Below are 24,482 nucleotides of genomic sequence, written 5' to 3' on the forward strand. Positions count from 1 at the left end.
TCACGCGAATCCCGTTCGCTTCGACGCTTCCGTCGGCAACGACACCAGTTGCGCCTTCTCCGGCTCGGCGGGCACGAGCGGCTGCAGCGGCAACGCGACGTCCGGGGCGGTCACCGTCGCCAGGTGCTGCAGCATCACGCCCTCGCGCAGTGCCCACGGACTCACGTCGAGCAGATCGACGTCGAGCGCGCGCATCGCCTCGTCGGCGACGATCGCACCGGCGGGTATCTGGCGGGCCCGGGCGGGCGAGATGCCGCGCAGCCTCGCCCGTTCACGTGTCGGCAGCTGCGTCAGCCGTCCCGCCCAGCGGTGCACGTCGCTGCGGTGCAGGGTGCGGCGCACGAACGGACCGCGCCGCTGAGGTGCTCCGCCCGTCAGGCGGGCCAGCTGCTTGAACGTCTTGGACGTGCCCACCACCCGCCCGAAGTCTCCCTCCCAGCGCAGTCGCTCCGCCGACTCGCTCAGCGTGTCGCGCACGAAGTGACGCAGCTCCCTGACCTGACGCCCGCGCGGCGGATCGGAATGGAGATAGGTGCGGGTGAGCAGACCGGCGCCGAGCGGCAGCGACAGGACGAACTCCGGTTCGGCGTCGCGCCCGAATGCGATCTCCATCGACCCGCCACCGATGTCGAGCATGAGGATGCGGCCCGCCGACCATCCGTACCAGCGGTGTACGGCCATGTAGGTCAACCGCGCCTCCTGCAACCCGGACAGGTACTGCGGACGGATCCCGCATTCGGTGTGGATCTGTTCGAGAACCGCATCCCGGTTCGCCGCATCACGAATCGCCGCCGTGACGAACGGGTACAGCTGTTCCACCTCGTACCGGTGTGCCGCCGCGAGTGTGCGGCTCACGGCCTGGCAGACGCGTTCGATACCGGCCTCCTCCAGGCAGCCGTCGTCGCCGATCGCCTCGCCCAGCAGCGTGGAGGTCTTGACCGCGTGGATCGGCAGCGGCGGAGCCCCCGGCAGCGCCTGCACGATCTGCAGTTGCGCCGAGTTCGAGCCGATGTCCAGGACTCCGAGCCGCACACCTTCGAGTATTCTCCGGTCGGCGCTCGCCCACCACCGCTCCGAACCCGAGACGCAGCATCGTGCCCGTGACGCGCGGCCGCCGGAGGTGACGGCGGGTCGGTTTCCGGTGTCACCGCCGTGTCTTCGCGCACCGGCGGGGTCGATGCTCCAGCCGGTCGTCTCCAACTGGCGATGCCGCGTCCCGTTCTGCGGTGGACGCTGCCGACTAGGCTCGATGCCGTGAGCGTGCGTGCAGGAATCGTCGTAACCGGGACCGAGGTGCTGACCGGGAGGATTACCGACCAGAACGGACCGTGGTTGTCTCGTCAGCTCCTGACACTCGGCGTCGACGTCGCCCACATCACGATCTGCGGCGACCGGCCCGCCGACCTGATCGCACAACTACGCTTCCTCGCCGACCAGGGCGTCGACCTCATCGTCACCAGCGGTGGGCTCGGCCCCACCGCCGACGACCTCACCGTCGCTACCGTCGCCGAGTTCTGTCATCGTGACCTGCTGCTCGACCCCGAACTCGAGGAACACATCGCGGGTGTCATCCGCCGCTACCGCCCGGACACCCCGGATCTCGACGAAGGGCCGACGCGTACCGGGATCCGCAAACAGGCGCGGGTCCCCACCGGTGCCACCGCCCTACCGCCGACCGGCACAGCACCGGGCGTGGTGATCCCCGCAGTAGCCGGTGACCGGCCGGTCCCGACCATCGTCGTCCTCCCCGGGCCGCCCGGTGAGTTGCAGGCGATGTGGCCGAGCGCGATCACCTCACCTGCGGTGGCCGAGGCGCTGACCCGAGCCGACGACATGCAGCAGGAGACCGTGCGCGCGTACGGACTGCACGAGGCGCAACTCGCCGAGACACTGCGCCGGGCCGAAGCAGAGATCGCCGGCCTGGATCGACTCGAGATCACCACCTGTCTTCGACACGGTGAACTCGACATGGTGACCCGATTCGCCTCCGGCGACGCGGACGTCTATCGCCGTCTTCTCGATGTTCTCGCCGAACACCATGGACACAAGATCTTCTCGACCGACGGCTCCACCATCGACGACCGACTGATCGACGCCCTCGACGGCCGGCTGATCGCGACTGCGGAGTCGTGCACCGGCGGGCTCATCGCTGCGCGCCTCACCGCCCGCCCCGGTTCGTCGGCCTATGTCATGGGCGGGGTCGTCTCGTACTCCAACGACGCGAAGTCCGATCTGATCGACGTACCGGCCGAGATGATCGCCACGCACGGTGCAGTGAGCGAGCAGGTCGCCGCAGCGATGGCCGAGGGCGCCCGACGCCGTCTCGGGGCCGACGTCGCGGTCTCCACCACCGGGATCGCCGGTCCCGACGGTGGCACCGAAACCAAGCCGGTGGGCACAGTCTGCTTCGGCGTCGCGATCGACGGACGGCCGACGTACACCGTCACCCGCCGCTTCCCCGGGGACCGCGAACGGGTCCGAACCCTCACCACCACGGCCGCACTGCATCTGGTTGTCGCACAACTCGAACGAGGTTGAACCAGCACCCGAACCACCGTTCACTGCGGCCAGGGCGGCAGCAGCCGACGCGTCAGGTTGCCCACGAGAGTGCGCAGCACACTGTCGGCGAACACGAGACCGCGTGGCACCTGACAAAGTCAGCCCCTTCCGTCTGGTGTCTCGGCCTCGACCCCACAGGACACGAGGATCACCGTCGATGTCGATTCCGACAACATTGCCGGGCCGGATCCCGCCGGAGGCGAATTCGGTCGACACGTGAGCCATCCCCGGTAGTGCATCGACCTCGAGACACCAGCGGTATCACGATGGTGGCCGTGCGCTGGGTGTGATGTCCCCAGGGAGGTTGGTCGGTCGGCTCCGCGTAGTACCCCGCCAGCGGGACAACCCGCCCACTCGGCGCGCCTGTCTGAGAACCTGGAGTGCATGGCTGCCCCCACAGCAACTTCCACCGCGCCCAGGAACATGGCATGGATCCCCGGCGGGACATTCTGGATGGGGTCGGAGGAGTTCTATCCCGAGGAGCGTCCCGTGCACCAGGTCCGGGTCGACGGGTTCTTCATGGACGAGCATCCGGTGACCGTCGCCGAGTTCCGGCGGTTCGTGAAGGACACCGGGCACGTCACCACCGCCGAGACGGCACCCGATCCGCGGGACTACCCCGACGCGGAACCCGAGCTGCTGGTGCCGGGGTCGCTGGTCTTCGTGCCACCGCCAGGTCCGGTGCCGCTCGACGACTACCGCCGCTGGTGGGCGTGGACGCCGGGCGCGCAGTGGCGGCACCCGGAAGGGCCCGGCAGCACCGTGGCGGGACGCGACCGTCACCCGGTTACGCACGTGTCGCACTTCGATGCGCTCGCCTACGCGCAGTGGGCCGGCAAGGAGCTGCCGACCGAGGCGGAATGGGAGTTCGCCGCGCGCGGTGGCCTGGATCGGGCGCGGTTCGTGTGGGGCGACGAGTTCGCTCCCCACGGCCGCTACCGCGCCAACACCTGGCAGGGCCGCTTCCCGTGGGAGAACACCGGCGAGGACGGCTTCGTGGGGACCTCGCCCGTCGGCTCCTACCGTCCCAACGGCTATGGACTGGTCGACATGGCCGGCAACGTGTGGGAGTGGTCGGCGGACCACTACACCGCGCACCACGGCGCCGACGGTCGGGACACCGCCCCCGCGCACGCCTGCTGCATCCCCAGCAATCCCCGTACGGGTGCCGGCGACGAGTCCGGCCCGTACCCGCGGCGCGTGATCAAGGGTGGCTCGCACCTGTGCGCGCCGAACTACTGCCTCCGCTACCGTCCGGCGGCGCGGCAGGGCGAGTCGGTCGAGACGTCGACGTGCCACATCGGTTTCCGCTGCATCGTGCGCCCGGACAGGTGACGAGGCCGACGACCGCCGCCGGGTCGCGCTCGCCACCCACTGACCGGTCGACTGCGCAGTTGTCGTGACGACACCCCGACGCGGGCAACGACAACTGCGCAGTCACGGACGACCGATGTTCAGCGAGCGGCGCCTCCCCGCGTCTCCCGGCCGTGATCCAGAACGCCAGCACCGCACCGGCGAGCGCGACGACGGCAGCCACGAGGAACGCTACGAAGAACCCGCGGCTGTCGTAGACGATTCCCGTCCCGTCCGCTGTCACCACGTGCTGGGCCAGTGCTCACCGCGTTCGCGCACTCGGCGAAGTTCCCGCTCGTGCTGTGGGTGCTGCTGTTCGGCATCGGTATGGGCATCGCGACCGCGTCCATCCTGTGTTTCTCTTCACGGTCCGCCGCCGAGCTGTTAGAGTCACCACAATCATTGATTGATCGCTTGATCAGTAAAGGACCCTCTGTCGCAGTGGGAGGCATAGTGACGACGCACAACGATGTGCCGGTGGCGGTGATCGATCGCGCTGCCCGGCTGCTCGAGGCGTTCCGCGACAGCGAACGGCTCACCCTGGCCGAGCTCACCCGCTTGACGGGCATGCCCCGCTCGTCCACGCACCGGTTACTGAACCAGCTCGTCGAGATCGGCTGGGTCCGACGGGACGCACCCGCGTACTCGCTGGGCACGAAGATGCTCGAGCTCGGCTCCCTCGTCCAGCACAACGACGCCCTCCACCGAGCCGCACTACCCGTCATGCACGAGTTGCACGGCCGCACCGGCCTCGTCGTCCACCTGGCGGTGCTCACGGGCACCGAGGTGCTGTACCTGGAGAAGGTCGGCGGACCCTACTCGATGCGCATCCCCTCCCGCGTGGGTGGCCGGCAGCCGGCACACTGCACGGCACTGGGCAAAGCCCTTCTCGCACAAGGGCAATACGATGTGGAAGCGCTCTTCGCCGATCATCCCCTCCCCGCCCGGACCCCGCACAGCGTCACCGACCCGGGCCGGTTGCGCAGCGAACTCGCCCGCATGCGCGAGCAGCACGTCGCGCACGAACGCGACGAGGCCGCGCCCGGCGTTTCCTGTGTCGCGGCGCCGATCGGACCGGCCGGCAAGTGCGTCGGAGCACTCTCCCTCAGCGGTCCGTCTGCATCGATCCGCGCCACCGCCCTGGCCGCTCCGGTGCGCGTGGCCGCACTGACCGCGTGGCGGCGCTTCACCCACCTGCGTGCCGGAAACGCCCGGACTGCGGTGTGACACCGCATTGATCGATTGATCAATAGATGTGGCACAATGGACCGGCCGACGACCGAGTCCCGAGGAGTGCCATGGATCCGCACGAGCGCCGCCGCCAGATCCTGGACAGATCCGCACACCTCTTCGCGTCCAAAGGGATTGCGGCGACGACCATCCGGGAGATCGCCGACGAGGTCGGCGTCTACTCCGGAGCGCTCTACCACTACTTCCCGTCCAAGGAAGCGATCGTCACCGAATTGATCCGCGAGTACATCGACGACCTGAGCGGGCGGTGTCGCGAGATCACCGCGCAGTCCCAGACCCCGGTCGACCGGATCGAGGCACTCGCGTTGCTGGCCCTGTCCACGTCGGAGGACTACCGCGGCGCCACGACGATCTGGCAGCGCGAGGGCGAGTACATGCGCGACCGCCTCGTCGAGGCCGACCTGGCCGAGACCGCCGACGAGGTCGAGAGAGCGTGGCGGGCGGCCATCGCCGACGGCGTGGCCGAGGGGACGTTCCGCGACGACATCGACCCGGACGTGTTCTACCAGCTGATTCGTGACGCCGTCTGGCAGGCACCGCGGTGGCACCGACCGACGTCGGAGCGTTCCAACGCCGATCTCGCTCGCGAGATCACCCGCATCTTCGTCGACGGCTTCCGCCCCCGCGCCGAATGACCGGCCACGGGGGCGTGCGCACATCGACCGATCAGGCCCGACGTGCGAGGGTCTCGTCGACCTCCTTCTGCCAGTTCTCCAGCGCACGGGTGGTGTCCACCTCGAATTCGAAGCGCTGCACCATGTCCGGGGTGACGTCCTCGACGTCGACGAAGAACTGGCTGTACCAGCGACGCAACTGGTAGACCGGGCCGTCCTCCTCGGTCAGCAACGGATTCTCGATCCGGGTCTTGTGCTTCCAGATCTCGACGTCCTGTTTGAACTGCGTCTCCACGCCCTCGGTGAACATCGTCGCCATCGCAGCGGCCTCCTCGTCGCCGACCCCGTCCACCTTCTTGACGATGGTGCCGAACTGCAGCACGAACGAGTCCTGCGTGACCGGGTAGTGGCAGTTGACGAGTTTGGTCTCGACCGTCACATCCCCGGACACCGTGTAGACGGTGTCGAGCATGAAGGACGGACCGTAGTACATCGCGTCCGAGATGGTCTGGGAATCCGGAAGATCGAGCTGCACGCCCGTCTTGATGTCGTCACGGCCCGTCGAACGCATGTGCTGCGCGGCGATGTGGCCCTCGAAGACGTTCTTGAAGTACTGCGGCATCTGGAAATGGACGTAGAAGAAGTGCGCCATGTCGACGACGTTGTCGACGATCTCCCGGCAGTTCGACCCGGTGACGTGGAAAGTGTTCCACGTCCACTCGCTCCAGGCGTCGGTCCCGTAGTCGGGGATCTCCGGAATCGTCACGTCCGCCGGCGGCGGATTTCCCTGCGGATCGTTCCACACGAACAGCAAGCCGTTGCGCTCCATGCTGATCCACGACTTCGTCCGGGCAAGTTTGGGTGTGCGGCGGGCGTACGGGACTTCCGCGCACCGACCGTCGCCACCCCACCGCCAGTCGTGGAACGGGCACGCAATCGTGTCGCCCTTGATCTCGCCACGCGCCAGATTGCCGCCCATGTGGCGGCAGAAGGCGTCGAGCACGTGCAGGGCGCCCTTCGAGTCCTCGAAGACCACCAGATCGGTTCCGAAAACCTGTATCTGGTGCGGCTTTCCGTCGTGGAAGGCTTTGGCCAGGCCGAGGCAGTGCCAGCCGCGGGCATACCGCGTCGGGTTGGTCCCCGTCTCGATGCTCCGAACCTCGATGGTCTCGAGTTCGACAGTCATGAAGTCCTCCAAGTGATGTGCTTCCAGGTGCGGCGACGCCGGACCGGCTACGGTTCGATCTGCTGGGGTTCGACCCGGCGGGAGGGCACGAGCCGGCCGTCGCGCACGGCGCGATCGACCGACTCGTGCAGCGCCCCACAGCGGGGCAGGTAGGTCGTGGTCTCGTCCGCGATTGCCGCCGAAGCGAATTCACGGCACGTCTCGTGGGCCGGTCCGGTCCATTGAATGCTCGTGTGTACCGGGCTGTACTTCGCCACCAGCACCTTGTTGCCACACGTGTGGCACTCGAGCGACTGCATCCGATCACTTCCTTCCTCGGGTACACCGAGCGTAGGAAGTTCCCCGCTCCGTCGCTGCGGGGTGTCAGCTCAGCGGGACACCTGTTCGCCGGGCCGGGCCGGTGCGAGCACGTCGGGAATCTGCACGTTTCCCTCCTTCGGGTGTTCGTCCGTGGATCGGTTCATCGCATGAGCGCCTGGCCGCCGTCGACGGGCAGTGAGTGACCGGTGATGTACTGCGCCGCCGGACTGCACAGGAACACCACCGCCGGGCCGATGTCGGTCTCGGGGTCGCCGAGACGACCGAGGGGTACGGTGTCGAGGTAGGCCCGCGCCTCGTCCGGGCTGTCATGCGCCCAGACCTCGAGCGCGGGTGAATTCGCGAGTGGGAGAATCGCGTTGACGCGGATTCCGTCGGCCGCCCACTCGCATGCTGCCGTGCGGGTCAGCACCCGGATTGCTTCCTTGGCGGCGGCGTAGCCGCCGTATCCGGACGGGTCCCAGCGCACTCCCGCCGCGGACCCCAGGTTGACGATCGAACCCCGGCCCTTCAGGTGGGAGTGGCATGCCCGCATCAGGCGCAGGGTGGCGGTCGGTCCCGAGTCCATTCCCCGCTGGTAGACCTCCTCGTCCAACTCGAGCAGATGGCCGTGAACGGTGGTCTGGGCGTTGTTCACCAGGATCGACAGTCCGCCGAAGCGCGCGACGACCTGCTCGACCAGACGGTCGATGCGATCCGCGTCGGTGACGTCGCACTCGAATGCGGCCGCGCGACCACCCCGCTCCTCGATTTCCGCCGCCACCTTCTCGACCTTCTCCGCCGTACGGCCGGCGAGGGCCACGCGAGCCCCGGCCGCCGCGAGCGCGAGGGCGATGCCGCGACCGACGCCCTGGCCCGCCCCGGTCACCAGGGCCGTCTCCCCGTTCAGGCAATTCACGTGCGTCCTCCTTCATTGAGTAATCGATCAATCAATTGCCCATGATGCCCCGACGGCACGAACCGGCAGATAACTTCCGCGCACAGTTCCACTGGATGGGAACCTGACAGCTGTGGAGATGGTGATCGCGGTGAACCCCGACCCGGCGTCCAAGCTGGGCTACCTGCTGCGTGTACCCCTCGACGGCGGGCTGGTGTTCCGGACCTCCGGCACCTGGCCGCGCACGAAGGCGCTGTACTGCCACCCCGTGCCGAGCGAGGAGTGGCCCGACGACCCCGAGGTCGTCGAGCGCGTGGCCGTCCGGTCGTGCGCACGCCGCGGCGCGGCGATCGACCTGGTGCTCGACCGCGGTCGCGAGAACCGCTCACAGATCGTGTACACCACCGCCCGCGGACGCGACGTCGTGTTCTGGCAGTCCCCCCGCACCCGCAAGCAGGCCCGCCCCAACGTGCGCACTCCCACCGCCCGCGCCGCGGGCGTCGCCGACCTGCCGATCGTCGTCGACTCGCACGAGCGCTACGCCTACCGGTTCGCCGACCAGCAGGTCGTCCTCACCAAGCGGGCACTGCCGTGCGGTGACTACGGCGTCTTCCACGACGAGCGTCTCGTGGCCTCGGTGGAACGCAAATCGGTTCCGGACCTGGTAGGCAGCCTGACGAACGGCACCCTGCGCTACGCACTGGCCGAGCTGGCGGCGCTGCCGCGCGCCGCGGTCGTCGTCGAGGACCGCTATTCGGCGATCTTCGCGCTCGACCGGGTGCGGCCGGCGACCGTCGCCGACGGCCTGGCCGAGCTGCAGGTGCGCTGGCCGAACGTGCCGATCGTGTTCTGCGACACCCGTGCACTCGCCGAACAGTGGACCTACCGGTATCTCGCGGCCGCCTACGTCTGGGCCGAGACCGAGAGCCCGGCCATCGCCCGCATCGCCGCGCCCGCCACCGCGGCGCCGTCGACGGCCGAGGTCCGAGCCTGGGCCCGCACGCAGGGCCTACCCGTGCCGGACCGCGGCCGCCTCCGCCCCGAGGTCTGGCAGGCGTGGCGCGCGGCTCACCCGGACTGATGCGATCGCCGACGATGCACTTCTCGTGACGGCGCGCCGGGCGATGGCACGAGAAGTGCTCACTCACCGGAACATTGGGCGCAACGCTACGGACGGGGCACCGATCACCTGGCGCGAGCACCGGTGTCCGGCACCACCAGGACGTCCGTGGTGGCGTGTCGCAGCACGTGCTGGGCGACGCTGCCGAGCACTGCGTATTCGAGGGCGGAACGCTCCCCGGTTCCGACGACGATCAGCTCGGCGCGATGCTCGGCTCCGATCTCCGGAATCATCGAGGGCGCATGGCCGGATTCGATGCGGGTGTCGGCGGGCTCGGGGATCAGGGTCGCGGCGAGTTCGTCGAGGTGGAGGCGGATCTGTTCGGTGCTGACGTGCCGCAGCTGCGCCAGCGCGGCGTCGTCGGCGCCGTGCAGTCGCATGAGTTGTTCGCCCATCACGACGGACACGTGTACGAGAACGTGGTCGGCCTCGGGGGTCCAGGCTGCGGCGGTGTGGGCGGCCGAGGTGGCGGCACGAGAGGTGTCGACGGCCAGGAGGACGGTCCGGTAGGGGCCGGCCGGTGGATTCTTGACCACCAGTACGGGCGCGGTGCTGGTGCCGACGAGACGTTCGGCGGTGCTGCCCGGCAACGCTCCGGCGAGCCGGCGGGCTCCGTGCGCGCCGACGACCAGCAGGTCGGTGTCGCGTTCCCGGGCGAGGGCGCCGACGGTGGAGGCGACCTCACCGGCCCGGACCACGCCCTCGATGTCCCCGCCGCAGCGGCGCAGATGGTCCGTCAGGAGAGTGTGCGCGCGCCGCGTTGTTTCCGGTGCGGCCGGGGACGGCACGACCTGCACGGCGGTGAGCTGCGCGTGGTGCTCGCGGGCGAGTTGTGCAGCGCGGCGCACCGCGTCGGCCGCGCCGTCGGACAGGTCGGTGGCGACCAGGATGTGCCGAAGAGGGGACGTGTCCATCGTGCTCACGACTCGGCACGTCGGGCACGGATGCGGCGGACCACCCACTTCTCCGCCTCGGCGACGAAGAAGACCGTCAGCCCGACGCCGAGCACCTTCGCCCACTCCACGAGCGTCAGTCCCGCGGAGCCGAACACGGTCTGGAAGAACGACGTGTAGGTGTAGAGCAGCTGCAGCCCGATGCAGGCGGTGATCGCACCCAGCACGTAGCGGTTGCCGAACAGCCCCTCCCGGTTCAGGACCGAGCCCTCGATGCGGCGGCTGTTGATCAGGTAGAACATCTCGGCCACGACGATCGCGTTGACCGCGATCGTGCGGGCCACCTCCACAGTCGTACCCGCTTCCAGCTCCCACAGGAACAGCCCCAGCGCGCCGGCCATCATGAGCACCGACACCATCGCCACGCGCCACACGAAGAACGCCGACAACAGCGACTCGGTGGGCGGACGCGGCGGCCTGCGCATCACGGACGCCTCGGTCGGTTCGAACGCGAGTGCCAGGCCCAGGGTGCTGACCGTGGCCAGGTTGATCCACAGCACCTGGGCCGGGGTGAGCGGCAGCGTCAGCTGGAACAGGATCGCGGCGATCACCACGAGTGCTTCGCCGCCGTTGGTGGGCAGCATGAACAGCACGAACTTCTTGAGGTTGTCGTAGACGCCGCGACCCTCGCGCACCGCCGCGGCGATCGTCGCGAAGTTGTCGTCCGCCAGCACCATGTCGGCGGCTTCCTTGGCGGCCTCGGTGCCGCCGGCACCCATCGCCACACCGACGTCGGCGCGGGTGAGGGCCGGGGCGTCGTTGACGCCGTCGCCGGTCATCGCCACCACGTGGCCGTTCTCCTGCAGTGCCCGCACCAGGCGCAACTTGTGTTCGGGGCTGGCCCGGGCGAACACGTCGGTGTCGGCGACCACGCGCCGCAGCGCAGGTTCGTCGAGTGCTTCGATCTCGGCGCCGGTGACGGGCCGCGAGCCGATGCCCAGTCCCATCTGGGTGCCGATCTCAGCGGCCGTGTCGGCGTGATCGCCGGTGATCATCTTGACCGTGATGCCCGCCCGGTGGCATTCGCGGACCGCGACGACGGCTTCCTCGCGGGGCGGGTCGATGATCCCGACAAGCGCGAGCAGGGTGAAGTCGTGCTCGGCGTCCTCGAAGTCGAGGGTGGCACCGACGGCGTCGCGGTCCCGGTAGGCCAGGGCCAGCACGCGCAGTCCCTGCGTGGCGGTCTCCGTCGCGCGGGTGCTCCAGTAGGCCGTGTCGACGACGGTCCGCGAGCCGTCCTTCTCGAGCTGATGGGTGCACGCCGCGAGCACCTTCTCCGGCGCGCCCTTGAGGAAGATCCGCTCGTGCACATCGTCGTCGGCGCGGTGCAGGGTGGCCATGAATCGGTGTTCGGATTCGAAGGGCACGACGTCCAGACGCGGCCAGGCGTGCTCGGCGTCCTGCTGAGTCAGCCCCGCCTTGCGTCCGAGTACGAGCAGCGCCGCCTCGGTGGGGTCGCCCTCGATCTGCCATGCCCCGTCCACGTCGAGCAGGCGCGCGTCGTTGCACAGCACACCGGCCCGCACGGCCAGATCCAGCGGGGGGACGGATGCCCGATCCGCGACGGTGCCTTCGCCGGCGGTCAGCGCCCCGACCGGGGCGTAGCCGATCCCGCCGACGTCGATGCGGTGGTGCGCGCACAACACCTTCTGCACGGTCATCTCGTTGCGGGTGAGCGTGCCGGTCTTGTCGGAGCAGATCACGGTGACCGAACCGAGCGTCTCGACCGCCGGTAGTCGCCGGATCACCGCGTTGCGCCGGGCCATCCGCTGCACCCCGAGCGAGAGGGTGACCGTCATGATCGCCGGCAGCCCCTCGGGGATGGCCGAGGCGGCGAGCGCGACGACGAGGGTGAACATCTGCGCCGGGGATTCGCCGCGCCACGCGATTCCGAGTACGAACGTCGCCGCAGCGACGACCAGGATGACCACGGCCAGCCACCGGGCGAACCGGCCGATCTGCCGCAGCAGCGGCGTCGTGGTCTTCGGGATTCCGGCGAGGAGGGCATTGATGCGGCCGAGTTCGGTGTGGACACCGGTGGCGGTGACCACGCCGTCACCCTGCCCGAACACGGCAACGGTTCCGGCGTAGGCGGCCGACCGGCGGTCCCCGAGTTCGCTGTCCGCGTGCACCGGGCGGGACGTCTTGTCCACCGGGACGGATTCCCCGGTCAGGGCCGCCTCGTCGACTCGGAGTTCGCGCACGCGGATCAACCGCAGGTCGGCGGGCACCCGGTCTCCGGAGACGAGCCGGACGACGTCGCCGGGCACCAGGTCGGCCGCGGGGAGATCGACGATCCGTCCGTCCCGGTGCACGCGGGCGCGGGGTGCGAGCATCGCCCGGATCGAGTCGAGCGCCGATTCGGCCCGCCCCTCCTGCACAAATCCGAGGAGCGCATTGATCACGACGGCGGCGAGCAGCACCGCCGTGTCGATCCAGTGCTGCAGGAACGCGGTGATGACCGCGGCGCCGAGCATCACGTAGAGCAGGACGTTGTGGAACTGCCGTAGCAGCCGCCACCACCAGCGGTCCGACGGGGGACGCGGCAGCTCGTTCGGACCGTGCTCGGTCAGCCGCCGCTCCGCTTCGTCCGAGCTCAGCCCGGTCGGCGAGGTGCCCAGACGATCCAGCGTTGCGGTGGTGTCGAGCGCGTGCCATTGGTGCATTACTTGCACTTTACCAAATCAGTTGTGGCGGGTGCTGAATCTTCGCGCCGAGGGCGCGCGCACGGAGAGGACCGACCGGGCCGGCAAGGGCTGACGTCCGTCAGGATCGACGGCGCGTGCCGTCTCGTCACGAACCGGCCGAGGACGCCACGTGAACAGCAGCGCGACGGCGAGGAGCAGTTCAGCGATGTCCCCGCCGTAGTACATGAGCTCGCCGGCTCCCCGCAGCTGCGCCGCGGGAACCGGAACCTGGACGAACAGTTCCGCGTACATCACCTGAAAGATGACGGCGTGCGCGGTGATCGCGAGACCGAGCACCACGAGCCGCACCGGCACGGAGGGACGGCGCGGGGCGGGATCCGGGCCGGCGACGACCCACGCGAACAGGCAGCCGGCGAGCAGGAAGTGGACGTGGACGAGCACGTGCAGCAACTCGTTCCGGGTGGTCGCGACGTAGAGCGGCGAGAAGTACAGAACCGCCAGACCGCCGACGTTGAGGGCCAGGGCGACGAAGGGATTCGCGACGAGGTGCACGGGCGAGGAGCGCAGTACGCGGCCGATCGTGCGGCCGCGCGCCGGGGACACCGACCGCAGGACGAGGGTGATCGGGGCGCCGAGCACCAGACCGAGCGGGGATGTCGGGCGCTGCGGGTCAGTGCCGGGCACTGCCCACGGTCTCGTGTGTCCCCGTGTAGTGCATGGGGCTGTCCAACAGGTGCGCCGGCGGCAGGTTGCGGTCGGGGGTGTGCACGACGGGTGCGTCCGCCGGGACGCGGCCCCGGGCCCGGTCCCAGCCGGCGCGAGCGCGCGGATGGTAGCGGTAGCGCCGGGGAACGAGCTTCTCCCCCAGCCCGATCGATCGGCCGACGAGGCGGTGCAGGCGCTGCTCCCGGCGTGAGAAGGTATACCCGAGCAGGTCGCGCACCGCCGGATCGTACAGGCCGATCGTCAGCCAGAGGAACCCGTGGGTCACCGGCGGCCGCAGCACCGCCCATACGCTCGCGGGCATCCACCGCAGGAACGGCGGCCGGCCCAGGTGCGAGAGGTCGAGCACGTCGCGGGTCGCCTTGTTGTCCTCGAGCACCTCGCGGCACATGCGGTCCCAGTAGCGCAGGAAGTCCTCCCAGCTGTCGGGGACGGGCCGCATCGACATCCCGTAGAGCCGGTACCACTGCACGTGCTCGTCGAACAGCCGGTGCTTGTCGGCGAGCGGGAGCGGGCCGTCGAACCACTCGATCGAGACGACGAGGCTGTAGAAGAACGTCGCGTGCGCCCAGTAGAAGGTGTCGGGGTCGAGGGCGTGATAGCGCCGGCCCTGCTTGTCGATGCCCTTGATCGTGTCGTGGTAACCACGCACCTGGGCGGCGGTCTCCGGGGCGCGCGGACCGTCGAAGACGACGCCGTAGATGGGGTACAGCGAGCGGTACAGCCGTTCCCACCGCTCGTCGAAGAACTGCGAGTGCTCCTCCACGGCCGCGCCGAGACCGGGATGCATGTTCTGCATCGATCCGGCCCACGGCCCGAACACCATTCCGCGCCAGCCGCCGAAGTACCGCCACGTCAGGCTGTCGGGTCCGAGCGGCACGAGCTCAGTTTGACTACGCACGTTGTCAGTTTGAGGGCGGGGCCCGGAGGGTGTCAAGGGCGCGCGTTGACTCATCAAAATGCGCGCGTAGAGGTAGTCGTTGCCTCAAATGAGAATGCGCGCGTACGGTGCGCCTGCCGTGTCCGGCCTGGGCCGGGCGGTAGGCCCGGACGATGGGGCTGTCGATGAGTCAACGCAAGGCCGTGACCAAGACGATCGCGACGCGGTACGCCCGGGCCGACAAGGCCACCAAGGGTGTCATCCTCGACGAGTTGTGTGCCACGACCGGCTGGCACCGCAATCACGCCCGCAAGGCGTTGATGCAGGCGTTGCGGCCCACCGCGGTCAGGCGACGCACCCCGAGATCACCGAAGTACGGCTCCGACGTGATTGCGGCGCTGCGGTTCTGCTGGGCGGTGCTCGGTGCGCCGGCGGGCAAGCGCCTCGCGGCGGTGCTGCCGGACCTGGTGCCGATCCTGCGTCGGTTCGGCGAGTTGAGCATCGACGACGCCACCGCAGAGTTGTTGGTGTCGATGTCGGCGGCGACCATCGACCGCCGGCTTGCCGAGGACCGGCGCAGGCTCGATCCGAAAGGCAGAGCGCACACCAAGCCGGGGTCGGGTGCTCGAGTCGCAGATCCCGATCCGCACGTGGGCGCAGTGGGGCGACGCCGTGCCCGGGAACGCGCAAGATCGACCTGGTCGGGCACGAGGGCGGCAACGCGGTCGGCGACCATGCCTACACGTTGACGGTCACCGACATCGCCACCGGGTGGACGGAGAACCGGAGCGTGCCGAACAAGGCGCGCAAGTGGGTGCTCGCCGCCCTCGAGGAGATCGCCGGCATCCTGCCGTTCCCGATCCGCGGGGTCGACTCCGACAACGGCAGCGAGTTCATCAACCATCACCTGCTCGCCTGGTGCGCGCAGCGGCAGATCACCTTCACCCGGTCCCGGCCCGGCAACTCCAACGACGGCGCGCACGTCGAGCAGAAGAACTGGGCGATTGTACGGACCGTGGTCGGCTACCACCGCTACGACACATCGGCAGAGTTGTTGGTGCTCAACGGTATTTGGGTTCTTCAATCGAGTCTGTCGAACTTCTTCTGCCCGCAGCAGAAGCTGATATCGAAGGTACGTGACGGGGCGAAGGTGACCAAGAAGTACAACACCGCGACCACTCCGCATCGTCGCGTCGAGCGGCACGATGCCGTCACCGCCGAGGACAAGGCGATCCTCGCCGGCACCTACGTCACGCTCAACCCGGCAGCGATCCAGCGGCAGATTCAGGCCCTGACCGCCGAGCTGCTCACGCTCACCACCGCCAAGGCCGGCCCGGGGCGTACCCCCATCGTCGAGCCCTCCTCCACGCGCGCATCCTTGAATGAGTCAACGAAGCGCACCTCGCGCGCATCTTGACGTGAGGCAATAGGGGGCGCGCGGACTTGCTCGCATCTTCGGAATCGGCCCACGCCAGGCCATGTGCGGATGCCGGAGGGGCGGACAAGTTCGGCCGCAGCGTCGGGAACGGCGATCGGTCGGCACGCAGTGCTTGCTCCTGTCGAACCGCGCTGATGCCGAGCCGGGGATCGACACGTCGATCGACACCCGCGAGGCGCCCTCTTGCCACTCGACGATTTCGGACCTATGGTCAGTCCAATACTTCGGAAGGGGGTCGCGTGACCGTCCAAGTCGGTTTGTCGATCACAGATTCCATACTGGTTCCCGACCCGCTCGCCCGGCGACGACTGCTCGCGTCCGTCGCCGATGCCGGGTTGGACCACATCACGGTCGGGGATCACATCAGTTTCCACGGCGGTACCGGCTTCGACGGGACGGTCTCCGCCACCTCGGTGCTCGCAGCCCACGACACGCTCTCCGTCGTCATCGGCGTCTACCTGCTTGGGTTGCGGCATCCGATGCTCGCAGCTCGACAGATCTCGACCATCGCGCAGCTCGCCCCAGGGCGGTTGATCCTCGGCGCGGGAGTCGGCGGCGAGGACCGATCGGAGATCTCCAACTCCGGAGTGGACCCACGCACCCGGGGTCGCCGCTTGGACGAAACACTCGAGGTTCTCCGGGCATTGTTGTCCGGCGAAGAGGTCACCCACACCGGAGAGTTCTTCACCCTCGACCGTGCCCGGATCCTGCCCGCGCCCCAACCGACCGTGCCGATCGTCATCGGCGGCCGAGGCGACGCCGCGATCCGTCGAACCGCGAAGTACGGCGACGGATGGCTCGCCATCTTTTCGACGCCCCGCCGATTCGGCGAGACACGCACCGCGATTCTCGACGCTGCCGCCCGCGAGAACCGCACGCTGAGCACCTTCGGAGTCAACGTGTGGTGCGGACTCGACGACGACGCCGCCACGGCCGACCGCCTGGTGGGCGAGCAGATGCAGGCCCTCTACCACCTTCCCCGGGACAAGTTCCGGCACCTGGCACCGGCCGGCACGCCCGAACAGGTCGCCGAGTGGCTGCGCCCGTTCGTCGACGCAGGAGCGGACAGCATCACGCTCATCCCCGCCGCAACCTCGATGGAGGCATCCGTCGAGCACGCCGCCGCCGTGCGGAAGCTGCTCGTCGAGAGCTGATCGCCGCACCTCGGGATCCGACTCCGCACACACCGCCTCGCAGCGCAGTTCGTCGGTGAAGCCGACCTGGACGACAAAGATACGAGCGCCGTGACAACGTGATCGTTCGGCGGCGGAACCACCTCGCCGACCACCGCGCCGATCGCCGACGAGCATCGGCCCCAGGGAGTCGGGCAGCGACGGTGGTCAGCCACGGAAGGCGTCGAGCCCCTCGTTCGTGAGACGGACGATCAGGTCGGCCAGCCCGGGGGTGCGGCTGACCTTGGTCGGCCAGTAGGCGATCGAGAAGATCGTGCCCAGGCAGGTCTGGGTCGCCACGGCGACCTCCGCCGGTGTCGCCCGGGGGAGACACCGGGCCACCGCGGTTTCCCAACAGCCGACATAGAGCTTGCGCCGGCGATTGACCTTGCGGCGCCAGGGGTCCACGAGTGACCGGTCTTCACGCTGGGTCACATTGACCAGGTGTCGGTGCCGGATCGCGAACTCGACATGATGGCGGACCAGACGCTCGAAGTCGCTGTCGGCGTCCTCGTCCATGGGCTCCGCGGCGCGGATCAGCTCGTCCATCGCCTCGTCGAACAGGGTGGCCAGGATTTCGTCCTTGCCGGAGAAGTGCCGGTAGATCGCCGGCCCGGTGAGTCCCGCACGAGCACCCAGCTCGTCAACGCTCGTTCCGTGGAATCCCTTTTCGTAGAACAGTTCTGCGGCGATGTCAAGAATCTTCCGGCTCCTGTCCACTCGCCGAGTTTAGCACGATGTGTGAACGATCGTTATACTGCGGGAACGCTTCCGGCCGTGCGACGCGGGCCGAGCGACAGGGACGGCGCATGCCGACGGTCGCGCCTCGAAGGCATGGACGCGCCGGCAACCGACCGCCGTCAGGATGCACCCGTCAGGAGACCGATGACCGCCACCGTCACCCTGCCCACCTACGACCAGGTCGTTCGTCTTCCTCGCGAGTACGGCCCGTTCGTCGTCCCGCCGGACTTCGAGGACGCCAACGGTCACATGAACATCCGGCACTACCTGGATCTGGGTGCCGAAGCGATCGACACCGCGTTCCGCAGGATCGGTCTCACCGACGACTACCGGGCCACACGCAGGCAGGGCTTCTTCACCGCGGAGCATCACCTGAAGTACTACGCGGAAGTGCACGTCGGCCACCGAATCTCGGCCTACTTCCGGGTCGTCGAACGCTCCGACAAGATCATCCACGGCATAGCCCTGCTCGTCGACGACACGGCCGAGGCGCTGGCGAACACACTCGAGGTCGTCGCACCCCATGTCGACCTCACCACCCGGCGCGTCGTTCCGTTCGCCCCGGACGTCGCGGAGGCAGTCGATCGGGAACTCGCGGCCACCGAGGAGGTCGGCTGGCCGGCGCCGCTGTGCGGAGTGATGGGGATCAGGTCGCGGCGGAATCGAGCCGGTCGATGACCGGCACCACGACGAGACCGGCCTTGGCGATACCGAACATCGTCACCACAGCCTCGACGGAGTTCGCGTAGTAGAGCAGAACGCGTTCGCCGGCGGCCAGACCCGCCGGTCGAGCAGGTCGCCCACGGCCATCCGATTCCAACGCTGATCCGCGTAGCGGGCGTGCAGTGTCGTGACGTCGAATTCCATGAAGTTCATTCTCCGTGGATGAGGGCATGGCGGAACGCGCCCGGTCGGGAGCACAGCGACGAGCGAACCCTACGGTCGGTCGGTCCCCCGCGACGCACCTCGAACCGGTCGCGAATGTCGATTCCTGCAGGTAACTCCCGCGAGGATTCGACCGGGATCGTCCTCCGCCCCGGTTCAGCCGTGGGCATACTGCGCGGTTCCCCCCCTCGGCCTCGGGCCGCAGCTCGCAACCCACCCCTTGAAAACGATCGTTAACGCGGATACATTTGTCATACGGTCGGACCAAACCCGACGACCCCGTCCCCGCGACCTGTTCTCGCGGCGACGGGCGAGCCACCAGAGCAGGAAGGGACCAGCAGGTCGATGACTGATTTCACCGCATTCACGGACGTGACGTACGAGGTCGACAACGGGCTCGCCTGGATCACGATCAACCGGCCGGATCGCTACAACGCCTTCCGCGCCCGCACGGTCGACGAGCTCGTCAAGGCCTTCAAGGCGGCTTGGGGCAGCTCGGAGGTCGGCGCCGTCGCACTCACCGGCGCCGGCGAGAAGGCCTTCTGCTCGGGCGGCGACCAGAAGCAGCGCATGGAGACCGGTGACTACGGCCCGTCCGACAGCGGCCTGTTCGAGGTCGAGGCCCTGCACCGTGTCATCCGGGACACCCCGAAGCCCGTCATCGCCGCCGTCAACGGTGTCGCCGTGGGCGGCGGACACGTGCTGCACCTGCTGTGCGACATGTCCATTGCCGCCGAGCACGCCATCTTCGGACAGAACGGCCCGCGGGTCGGATCCTTCGACGCCGGCCTGGGCACCGGTTACCTGGCCCGCGCCATCGGCGAGAAGCGGGCGCGGGAGATCTGGTTCATGTGCCGCCGCTACAGCGCCCAGCAGGCCCTGGAATGGGGTCTGGTCAACAAGGTCGTGCCCGCCGACCAGCTCCGCGCCGAGGTCCGGGCGTGGGCCGACGAGATCCTGCAGCTCTCCCCCACCTCGCTCAAGGTGCTCAAGCAGTCGCTCAACGCCGACACCGAGCACTTCATCGCCCAGGGCAACATGGCCTACTCCACGCTCAAGCTGTTCGGTGAGTCCGCCGAGGCACTCGAGGGCATCAGCGCGTTCAACGAGAAGCGCAAGCCCGACTTCTCGAAGTTCCGCGGCGCCTGACCGCCCCCAGCTCCCGGGCGGCGGGACACCACCGTCCCGCCGCCCGGTGACCTACCTTCCCGATTCTGTCGTCCTCCCCGGTCCTTCACAGAGAGCAGTTGTCGACATGCGCTTCAGCCGAGAACAACAGGAGTTTGCACTCGCGGTCCGCGAGTTCTGCGACGCCGAGTGCAAAACTCTTCAACAACGCGATGCTCTCACCGCGGACGGCACCGTGGCCAACAGCCAGGTCATCCTCGACAAGTTTGCGGGGCTCGGCTGGCTCGCGGTGTCGTTGCCCGAGGAATTCGGCGGTGGCGGCGCCGGGATGATCGAGGAGTGCATCTTCCTCGAGGAGACCTCTCGCGGCCTCGCCCCCATCACCGGTTACTCGACCGGCCTGACCGCCGCCCAGACGTACCTGCGCTACGGGACCGAGGAGCAGAAGCGCACGATCGTCTCGAATATGGCCGCGGGCAAGCTCGAGGCGATCGCCCTGAGCGAGCCCGGGGCGGGATCCGACCTCGGCGGCGTCCGCATCAAGGCCGAACTCGTCGACGACCATTACGTGATCAACGGCCAGAAGACGTGGATCTCCGCAGCCCACGTCGCCGAGCACGTCCTGCTGCTCGCCCGCACCGACTCCTCCGGTTCCAAGCACGAGGGTCTGACCCTGTTCATGGTGCCCACCGATACTCCGGGCCTCGAGATCCACGGTATTGCCACCATGGAGGCCCGCACCTGCAACGACCTCTACTTCACCGACGTGGCCGTCCCGGTCACCGCAGTGGTCGGCACTCCGAACCAGGCGTGGCGCCACCTCATGCGCGGCCTGAGCGTCGAGCGGCTCATCATCGCCACGATGTCGCTCGGTGCGGCCGAACGCGCGCTCGACGACGTCATCGCGTTCGTCACCGAACGCGAGCAGTTCGGTCGCAAGGTCGGCAGTTTCCAGGCGATCCGTCACCGCATCGCCGACCTCGCCACCGAGATCGCCTTCGCGAAGTCCTTCGTCTACGAGGTCGCCGAACGCATCGACGCCGGTGAGGAGGACAATCTCAACCGTGAGGGCTCGATGGCCAAGCTCAAGTGCACCGAGATCGCGAAGAAGACCACCCTCGAAGCCATGCAGATGATGGGCGGCTACGGCTACACCCGCGAATACGGGATGGAGGAGCAGGTGCGTCGATCCCTCGCACCGACGATCTACGGCGGCACCAACGAGATCCAGCGCGAAATCATCAGCAAGAGCCTGGGACTGTGATTCCCGATCCCCCGACCGATAGGACCCCTGGCATGACCACCTCCCCGTTCACGTCCGAGGCTCTCGCCGGCAAGCGAATCCTCATCACCGGCGGCGGAACCGGCCTCGGTCGCGGCGTCGCCCGCCACCTGGTCGACCACGGCGCCGACGTCCACCTCTGGGGTCGCCGGCCCGCCGTCCTCGAAGAAGCCGCCACCGAGGCGTCCGTCTCGCGACCCGGCTCGGTCCACTGGCAGACCGTCGACGTCCGCAACGCCGACCTGGTGTCGTCGGCGATGGACGAGATCTGGACCCTGCACGGCCCGCTCACCGGCGTGATCAACAACGCCGCCGCCAACTTCATCGCCCCCACCGAATCACTCAGCCCGCGAGCCTTCGAGGCCGTCACCTCCACCGTGATGAACGGGTCGTTCAACACCACCCACGCCGCCGGTCGCCGCTGGATCGAGGGCGGCACCAAAGGCGTGGTCCTGTCCACGCTGACCACCTGGGTGTGGAGCGGCTCGGCGTTCGTCGTCCCCTCCGCGATGGCCAAGGCGGCCGTGCATTCGATGACGATGTCCCTCGCGGTCGAATGGGCGCGTTACGGAATCCGCCTCAACGCTATGGCCCCGGGTCCGATCCCCACCGACTATGCCTGGGAGATGCTCAACCCCACCGACAAGAGCGCGGTCGGCGCCACTCAGGCCGACCAGGTCCCGATGGGGCGGATGGGCACCATCGAGGAACTTGCCAACCTGACGATCTTCCTGCTGTCCGACGCCTGCGACTACCTCACCGGGCAGACCATCGCCATGGACGGCGGCCAGATGCTCGCCGGCCCCGGCACTTTCGCTGGTCTGACCTCCATGACCGACGCGGACTGGGCCGCCGCACGCGAACGCAGTAAGGCCGCAAGCGAGACCGCCAAGGCTCAACGCGGCGTCTGAGCTTCCCACCCCGACGGGCCTGACCGCCGGAGACCACTCTCCGGCGGTCAGGCCCTCGGGCGCGTTCCCGCACTCGGCGACACCGCACGTCCGTCAGGAGAGCCATGACCACCGACAACCCCACCGCGCTCCGATTCTTTTCCACCGGCGCCGAAAGACTGTTTCGAGTCGCCGACGTGACCGGGGACGACACCAACGGGTACACCGAAATGGTCACGGGGCCATGGCTTGCCGACGAACTCGGACGACCGTGCCGAGGAACTCTCGGTGTCGCGATGGACGACGTGATGGGACATCTCGTCAATGGAATGACCCCCGAAGGATTCTGGGCCGTGAGCACCGAAATCCATCTCGACTTCGTAGCGGACCCACCGGTCGACGGATCGGTTCTCCGCGCCGAGAGCTGGGTTCTCGGTCGAGGGGCGCAGACGGGGCTGGCCGGTGGTCGGGTCGTCGACGCGCACGGCCGTCTGATTGCGTGCGGGTCCACCCGCCTTCAGACCGTGCCGCTCACCGACCCACCGGGCGCACCCGTGGTCTCCCCCGACGACCTGGACTCTCGACTCCGTGCCCACTCGATCATCGACCTGCTGGGGGCAGAGCACGCGCGGGGGGCCAATGGGATCGAGTTCGGCCCGTCTCCGACGCTCGCGAATCCGATGGGCAACATCCACGGCGGTGTGCTCCTGTGCGCCTCCGAGATCACGGGTTCGGCCGCGCTACCCACCGACGCGGAGTTCCGCACCACCTCGATCCACATCTCGTATCTGCGCCCGTGTCCGTCGGACGAACCCGTCACCTTCGCGCCGAAGGTTGCGCACCGGGGTCGCAGCCTCGGGATCGTCGAGGTCTCCAGTCGCACCACAGCCGGAAAGACGTGCACCACCGCCACCATCACCTGCAGTGCGGTCCACTGACCGGCGGAGGACACCCCTTCCGACCCGCAACAGCCCCAGGGAGTGCTCATGACAGCCTCGGTCGTCGTCGCCGTCGCGGACTGGCAGCGGGACGGCCGCTGCCGGGATGCGGACCCCTCGCTGTTCTTCGGACCGGAGAACGAATCCGGTCACGAACGAGCGCTGCGCGAAACCGAGGCGAAGCGCGTGTGTCAGCCATGCCCCGTGCTTCTCCGATGTCGACAGCATGCACTGGCCCACTTCGAGCAGTACGGCATCTGGGGCGGCCTGACCGAGATCGACCGCAAGCGACACCGACGACCGCTGTGGAGATCCTCGTAGCCAGCGGGGGTGAGGCCGGAACGAACCGATCCCGACGGCGCCCACCGGCTCGTCCCTCGGATCGGCGCCGGTGAGGAGCGCGGCCTGCCCGTCGCCACAACGCAGGGGTGTGCAGTATCGTGCAAATGGTACGACCGAAAGGATCTTTATGGACGCCGTGGTGATGCAGGAGTTCGGGGGACCCGATGTCTTGAGGTGGCAGTCGGTCCCCGATCCGACAACCGGCCCGGGGTGGGTCACCGTCCGACTGAAGGCCGCCGCACTCAATTGGCACGACGTCCTGGTGCGACAGGGTAAATACTCGTCACCCCTGCCCCACATTCTCGGTGCGGACGGCGCGGGTATCCGCACGGACACCGGCGAGGACGTCCTCGTGCTCCCGTCGCTGTGGTGGGGCGATCGTGAAGCGGCCCCAGGGGCGCAGTGGGAGATCCTCGGGGATCACCAGCGCGGCACCTACGCCGAGTTGGTCCGAGTCCCGAAGGACTGCGTCGCTCCCAAGCCCCGCAATCTCACCTGGGAGCAGGCCGCTGCACTGCCCCTGGTCGGACTCACCACGTACCGCGCCCTGTTCACACGCGGCCGACTCCGCGCCGGCGAAAACATCCTGGTTCTCGGCGCCGGTGGCGGCGTCGCGACCATGGCCGTGATGCTCGCGGCCGCCGTGGGTGCGCGCGTCACCGTCACCTCCTCGTCCACCTCCAAGATCGCGCAGGCGCAAGAGCTCGGTGCGACGAACGGCGTGTTGTACACCGACCCGGCATGGCCGGACGCCGCGCGCCGACTCTCACCCCGCGGCCGGGGCTTCGATCTCGTCCTGGATTCCGTCGGGACGTGGGAACAGTCCGTCGCAGCATTGCGGCCGGGTGGTCGATTGGTCGTGCTGGGGGCATCACGCAGCGAACGCGCCACCCTCGACGTCCGCCCGTTCTACTTCGGGCAGTACGAACTGATCGGGACCACGATGGGCAGCCCGCACGACTTCAGGGGCCTGTTACGTCTGCTGGACGCCGAAACCGTTCCCCCACTGCCCATCAGCGCGGTGTTCCCTCTCGCCGAAGCGGCCGCCGCACACAAGCACCTCGAACAGGGAAGCGGGTTCGGGAAGATCGTTCTCTCGAACAGCTGAGAGCCGTTCGCACGCCGGCAGTCCATGCCCATGTCGCTATCATCGAATCCCGATACGACCGGCTGTCGGTCCGAGA

The 24,482-nt window shown here is 68.5% G+C and carries 23 protein-coding genes and 1 pseudogene; 14 read left to right on the plus strand and 10 right to left on the minus strand.

Annotated elements, in window-relative coordinates; all coding sequences use genetic code 11:
• Positions 1–1,032 (minus strand): Ppx/GppA phosphatase family protein, encoded by a 1,032-nt coding sequence (locus F1734_RS21880; protein WP_124258606.1) that lies wholly within the window; start codon positions 1,030–1,032, stop codon positions 1–3.
• Positions 1,033–1,254: 222 nt separating this feature from the next.
• On the opposite strand from F1734_RS21880, the gene F1734_RS21885 reads away from it, so the two are divergent.
• From F1734_RS21885 to F1734_RS21900, 4 genes are all read left to right on the plus strand, one after another.
• Positions 1,255–2,538: a competence/damage-inducible protein A gene (locus F1734_RS21885; protein ID WP_140188857.1), complete on the plus strand. Its 1,284-nt coding sequence runs from the start codon at positions 1,255–1,257 to the stop codon at positions 2,536–2,538.
• A 444-nt stretch (positions 2,539–2,982) separates the two neighbouring features.
• Positions 2,983–3,894 carry a formylglycine-generating enzyme family protein gene (locus tag F1734_RS21890; protein WP_140189163.1) on the plus strand — a complete coding sequence of 304 codons (912 nt, stop codon included), beginning with the start codon at positions 2,983–2,985 and terminating at the stop codon, positions 3,892–3,894.
• A 471-nt stretch (positions 3,895–4,365) separates the two neighbouring features.
• Positions 4,366–5,139, plus strand: a complete 774-nt coding sequence (locus tag F1734_RS21895) for an IclR family transcriptional regulator (protein ID WP_010593332.1) — start codon at positions 4,366–4,368, stop codon at positions 5,137–5,139.
• Positions 5,140–5,210: 71 nt separating this feature from the next.
• Positions 5,211–5,798, plus strand: a complete 588-nt coding sequence (locus tag F1734_RS21900; RefSeq protein ID WP_010593333.1) for a TetR/AcrR family transcriptional regulator — start codon at positions 5,211–5,213, stop codon at positions 5,796–5,798.
• A 31-nt stretch (positions 5,799–5,829) separates the two neighbouring features.
• On the opposite strand, the gene F1734_RS21905 is transcribed toward F1734_RS21900, so the two are convergent.
• The 3 genes from F1734_RS21905 to F1734_RS21915 form a co-directional block, all read right to left on the minus strand.
• Complete coding sequence (locus F1734_RS21905; protein WP_140188858.1) at positions 5,830–6,963, minus strand: 3-ketosteroid-9-alpha-monooxygenase, oxygenase component; 1,134 nt, start codon at positions 6,961–6,963, stop codon at positions 5,830–5,832.
• Positions 6,964–7,010: 47 nt separating this feature from the next.
• Positions 7,011–7,262: a hypothetical protein gene (locus tag F1734_RS21910; RefSeq protein ID WP_140188859.1), complete on the minus strand. Its 252-nt coding sequence runs from the start codon at positions 7,260–7,262 to the stop codon at positions 7,011–7,013.
• A 161-nt stretch (positions 7,263–7,423) separates the two neighbouring features.
• On the minus strand, positions 7,424–8,179 hold the full coding sequence (locus tag F1734_RS21915) for an SDR family NAD(P)-dependent oxidoreductase (protein WP_140188860.1): 756 nt from the start codon (positions 8,177–8,179) through the stop codon (positions 7,424–7,426).
• Positions 8,180–8,291: 112 nt separating this feature from the next.
• Between F1734_RS21915 and F1734_RS21920 the strand changes: the two genes are divergently transcribed.
• The gene (locus F1734_RS21920) at positions 8,292–9,239 is read left to right on the plus strand and encodes an ERCC4 domain-containing protein (protein WP_140188861.1); all 948 of its coding nucleotides are present in this window, start codon (positions 8,292–8,294) and stop codon (positions 9,237–9,239) included.
• 104 nt (positions 9,240–9,343) lie between these two features.
• Here F1734_RS21920 and F1734_RS21925 read toward each other — a convergent pair whose 3' ends face one another.
• From F1734_RS21925 to F1734_RS21940, 4 genes are read right to left on the minus strand one after another with little or no spacing between them, the layout of a single operon-like run.
• Positions 9,344–10,192, minus strand: coding sequence for a universal stress protein (locus F1734_RS21925; protein WP_225223195.1), 849 nt, complete (start codon positions 10,190–10,192; stop codon positions 9,344–9,346).
• 5 nt (positions 10,193–10,197) lie between these two features.
• Complete coding sequence (locus F1734_RS21930; RefSeq protein ID WP_010593339.1) at positions 10,198–12,897, minus strand: cation-transporting P-type ATPase; 2,700 nt, start codon at positions 12,895–12,897, stop codon at positions 10,198–10,200.
• A gap of 18 nt (positions 12,898–12,915) precedes the next feature.
• The gene (locus tag F1734_RS21935; protein ID WP_010593340.1) at positions 12,916–13,563 is read right to left on the minus strand and encodes a cytochrome c oxidase assembly protein; all 648 of its coding nucleotides are present in this window, start codon (positions 13,561–13,563) and stop codon (positions 12,916–12,918) included.
• Positions 13,550–14,482 (minus strand): oxygenase MpaB family protein, encoded by a 933-nt coding sequence (locus F1734_RS21940; RefSeq protein ID WP_203011939.1) that lies wholly within the window; start codon positions 14,480–14,482, stop codon positions 13,550–13,552. The genes F1734_RS21935 and F1734_RS21940 overlap by 14 nt, the downstream gene beginning before the upstream one ends.
• A 173-nt stretch (positions 14,483–14,655) precedes the next feature.
• Between F1734_RS21940 and F1734_RS21945 the strand changes: the two are divergent.
• Together F1734_RS21945 and F1734_RS21950 are read left to right on the plus strand one after the other, a co-directional pair.
• Positions 14,656–15,899, plus strand: a pseudogene (locus F1734_RS21945) (integrase catalytic domain-containing protein).
• A gap of 260 nt (positions 15,900–16,159) precedes the next feature.
• Positions 16,160–17,074, plus strand: a complete 915-nt coding sequence (locus F1734_RS21950) for an LLM class flavin-dependent oxidoreductase (RefSeq protein ID WP_010593344.1) — start codon at positions 16,160–16,162, stop codon at positions 17,072–17,074.
• Between the two features lie 186 nt (positions 17,075–17,260).
• On the opposite strand, the gene F1734_RS21955 is transcribed toward F1734_RS21950, so the two are convergent.
• The gene (locus tag F1734_RS21955; protein WP_010593345.1) at positions 17,261–17,812 is read right to left on the minus strand and encodes a TetR/AcrR family transcriptional regulator; all 552 of its coding nucleotides are present in this window, start codon (positions 17,810–17,812) and stop codon (positions 17,261–17,263) included.
• A 165-nt stretch (positions 17,813–17,977) separates the two neighbouring features.
• Here F1734_RS21955 and F1734_RS21960 point away from each other — a divergent pair, with 165 nt between their 5' ends.
• Positions 17,978–18,511: a thioesterase family protein gene (locus tag F1734_RS21960; protein WP_010593346.1), complete on the plus strand. Its 534-nt coding sequence runs from the start codon at positions 17,978–17,980 to the stop codon at positions 18,509–18,511.
• Here F1734_RS21960 and F1734_RS21965 read toward each other — a convergent pair.
• Positions 18,480–18,653: an AMP-binding protein gene (locus tag F1734_RS21965; protein ID WP_202637488.1), complete on the minus strand. Its 174-nt coding sequence runs from the start codon at positions 18,651–18,653 to the stop codon at positions 18,480–18,482. The genes F1734_RS21960 and F1734_RS21965 overlap by 32 nt on opposite strands.
• A gap of 410 nt (positions 18,654–19,063) precedes the next feature.
• On the opposite strand from F1734_RS21965, the gene F1734_RS21970 reads away from it, so the two are divergent.
• The 6 genes from F1734_RS21970 to F1734_RS21995 all read left to right on the plus strand — a co-directional run bounded on the left by F1734_RS21970 (position 19,064) and on the right by F1734_RS21995 (position 24,406).
• Positions 19,064–19,867 (plus strand): enoyl-CoA hydratase-related protein, encoded by an 804-nt coding sequence (locus F1734_RS21970; protein WP_010593347.1) that lies wholly within the window; start codon positions 19,064–19,066, stop codon positions 19,865–19,867.
• A 106-nt stretch (positions 19,868–19,973) separates the two neighbouring features.
• Positions 19,974–21,110 carry an acyl-CoA dehydrogenase family protein gene (locus tag F1734_RS21975; protein WP_010593348.1) on the plus strand — a complete coding sequence of 379 codons (1,137 nt, stop codon included), beginning with the start codon at positions 19,974–19,976 and terminating at the stop codon, positions 21,108–21,110.
• A gap of 32 nt (positions 21,111–21,142) precedes the next feature.
• The gene (locus F1734_RS21980) at positions 21,143–22,039 is read left to right on the plus strand and encodes an SDR family oxidoreductase (RefSeq protein ID WP_010593349.1); all 897 of its coding nucleotides are present in this window, start codon (positions 21,143–21,145) and stop codon (positions 22,037–22,039) included.
• Positions 22,040–22,143: 104 nt separating this feature from the next.
• Entirely contained in the window at positions 22,144–22,956 is an 813-nt protein-coding gene (locus F1734_RS21985) for a PaaI family thioesterase (RefSeq protein WP_010593350.1), read from the plus strand.
• 48 nt (positions 22,957–23,004) lie between these two features.
• Positions 23,005–23,277: a WhiB family transcriptional regulator gene (locus F1734_RS21990; protein WP_010593351.1), complete on the plus strand. Its 273-nt coding sequence runs from the start codon at positions 23,005–23,007 to the stop codon at positions 23,275–23,277.
• Between the two features lie 148 nt (positions 23,278–23,425).
• Complete coding sequence (locus F1734_RS21995) at positions 23,426–24,406, plus strand: quinone oxidoreductase family protein (protein WP_010593352.1); 981 nt, start codon at positions 23,426–23,428, stop codon at positions 24,404–24,406.
• The last annotated feature ends 76 nt before the right edge of the window (positions 24,407–24,482 follow it).

It is taken from the genome of Rhodococcus ruber, from assembly GCF_016804345.1.
Classification (GTDB): domain Bacteria; phylum Actinomycetota; class Actinomycetes; order Mycobacteriales; family Mycobacteriaceae; genus Rhodococcus; species Rhodococcus ruber.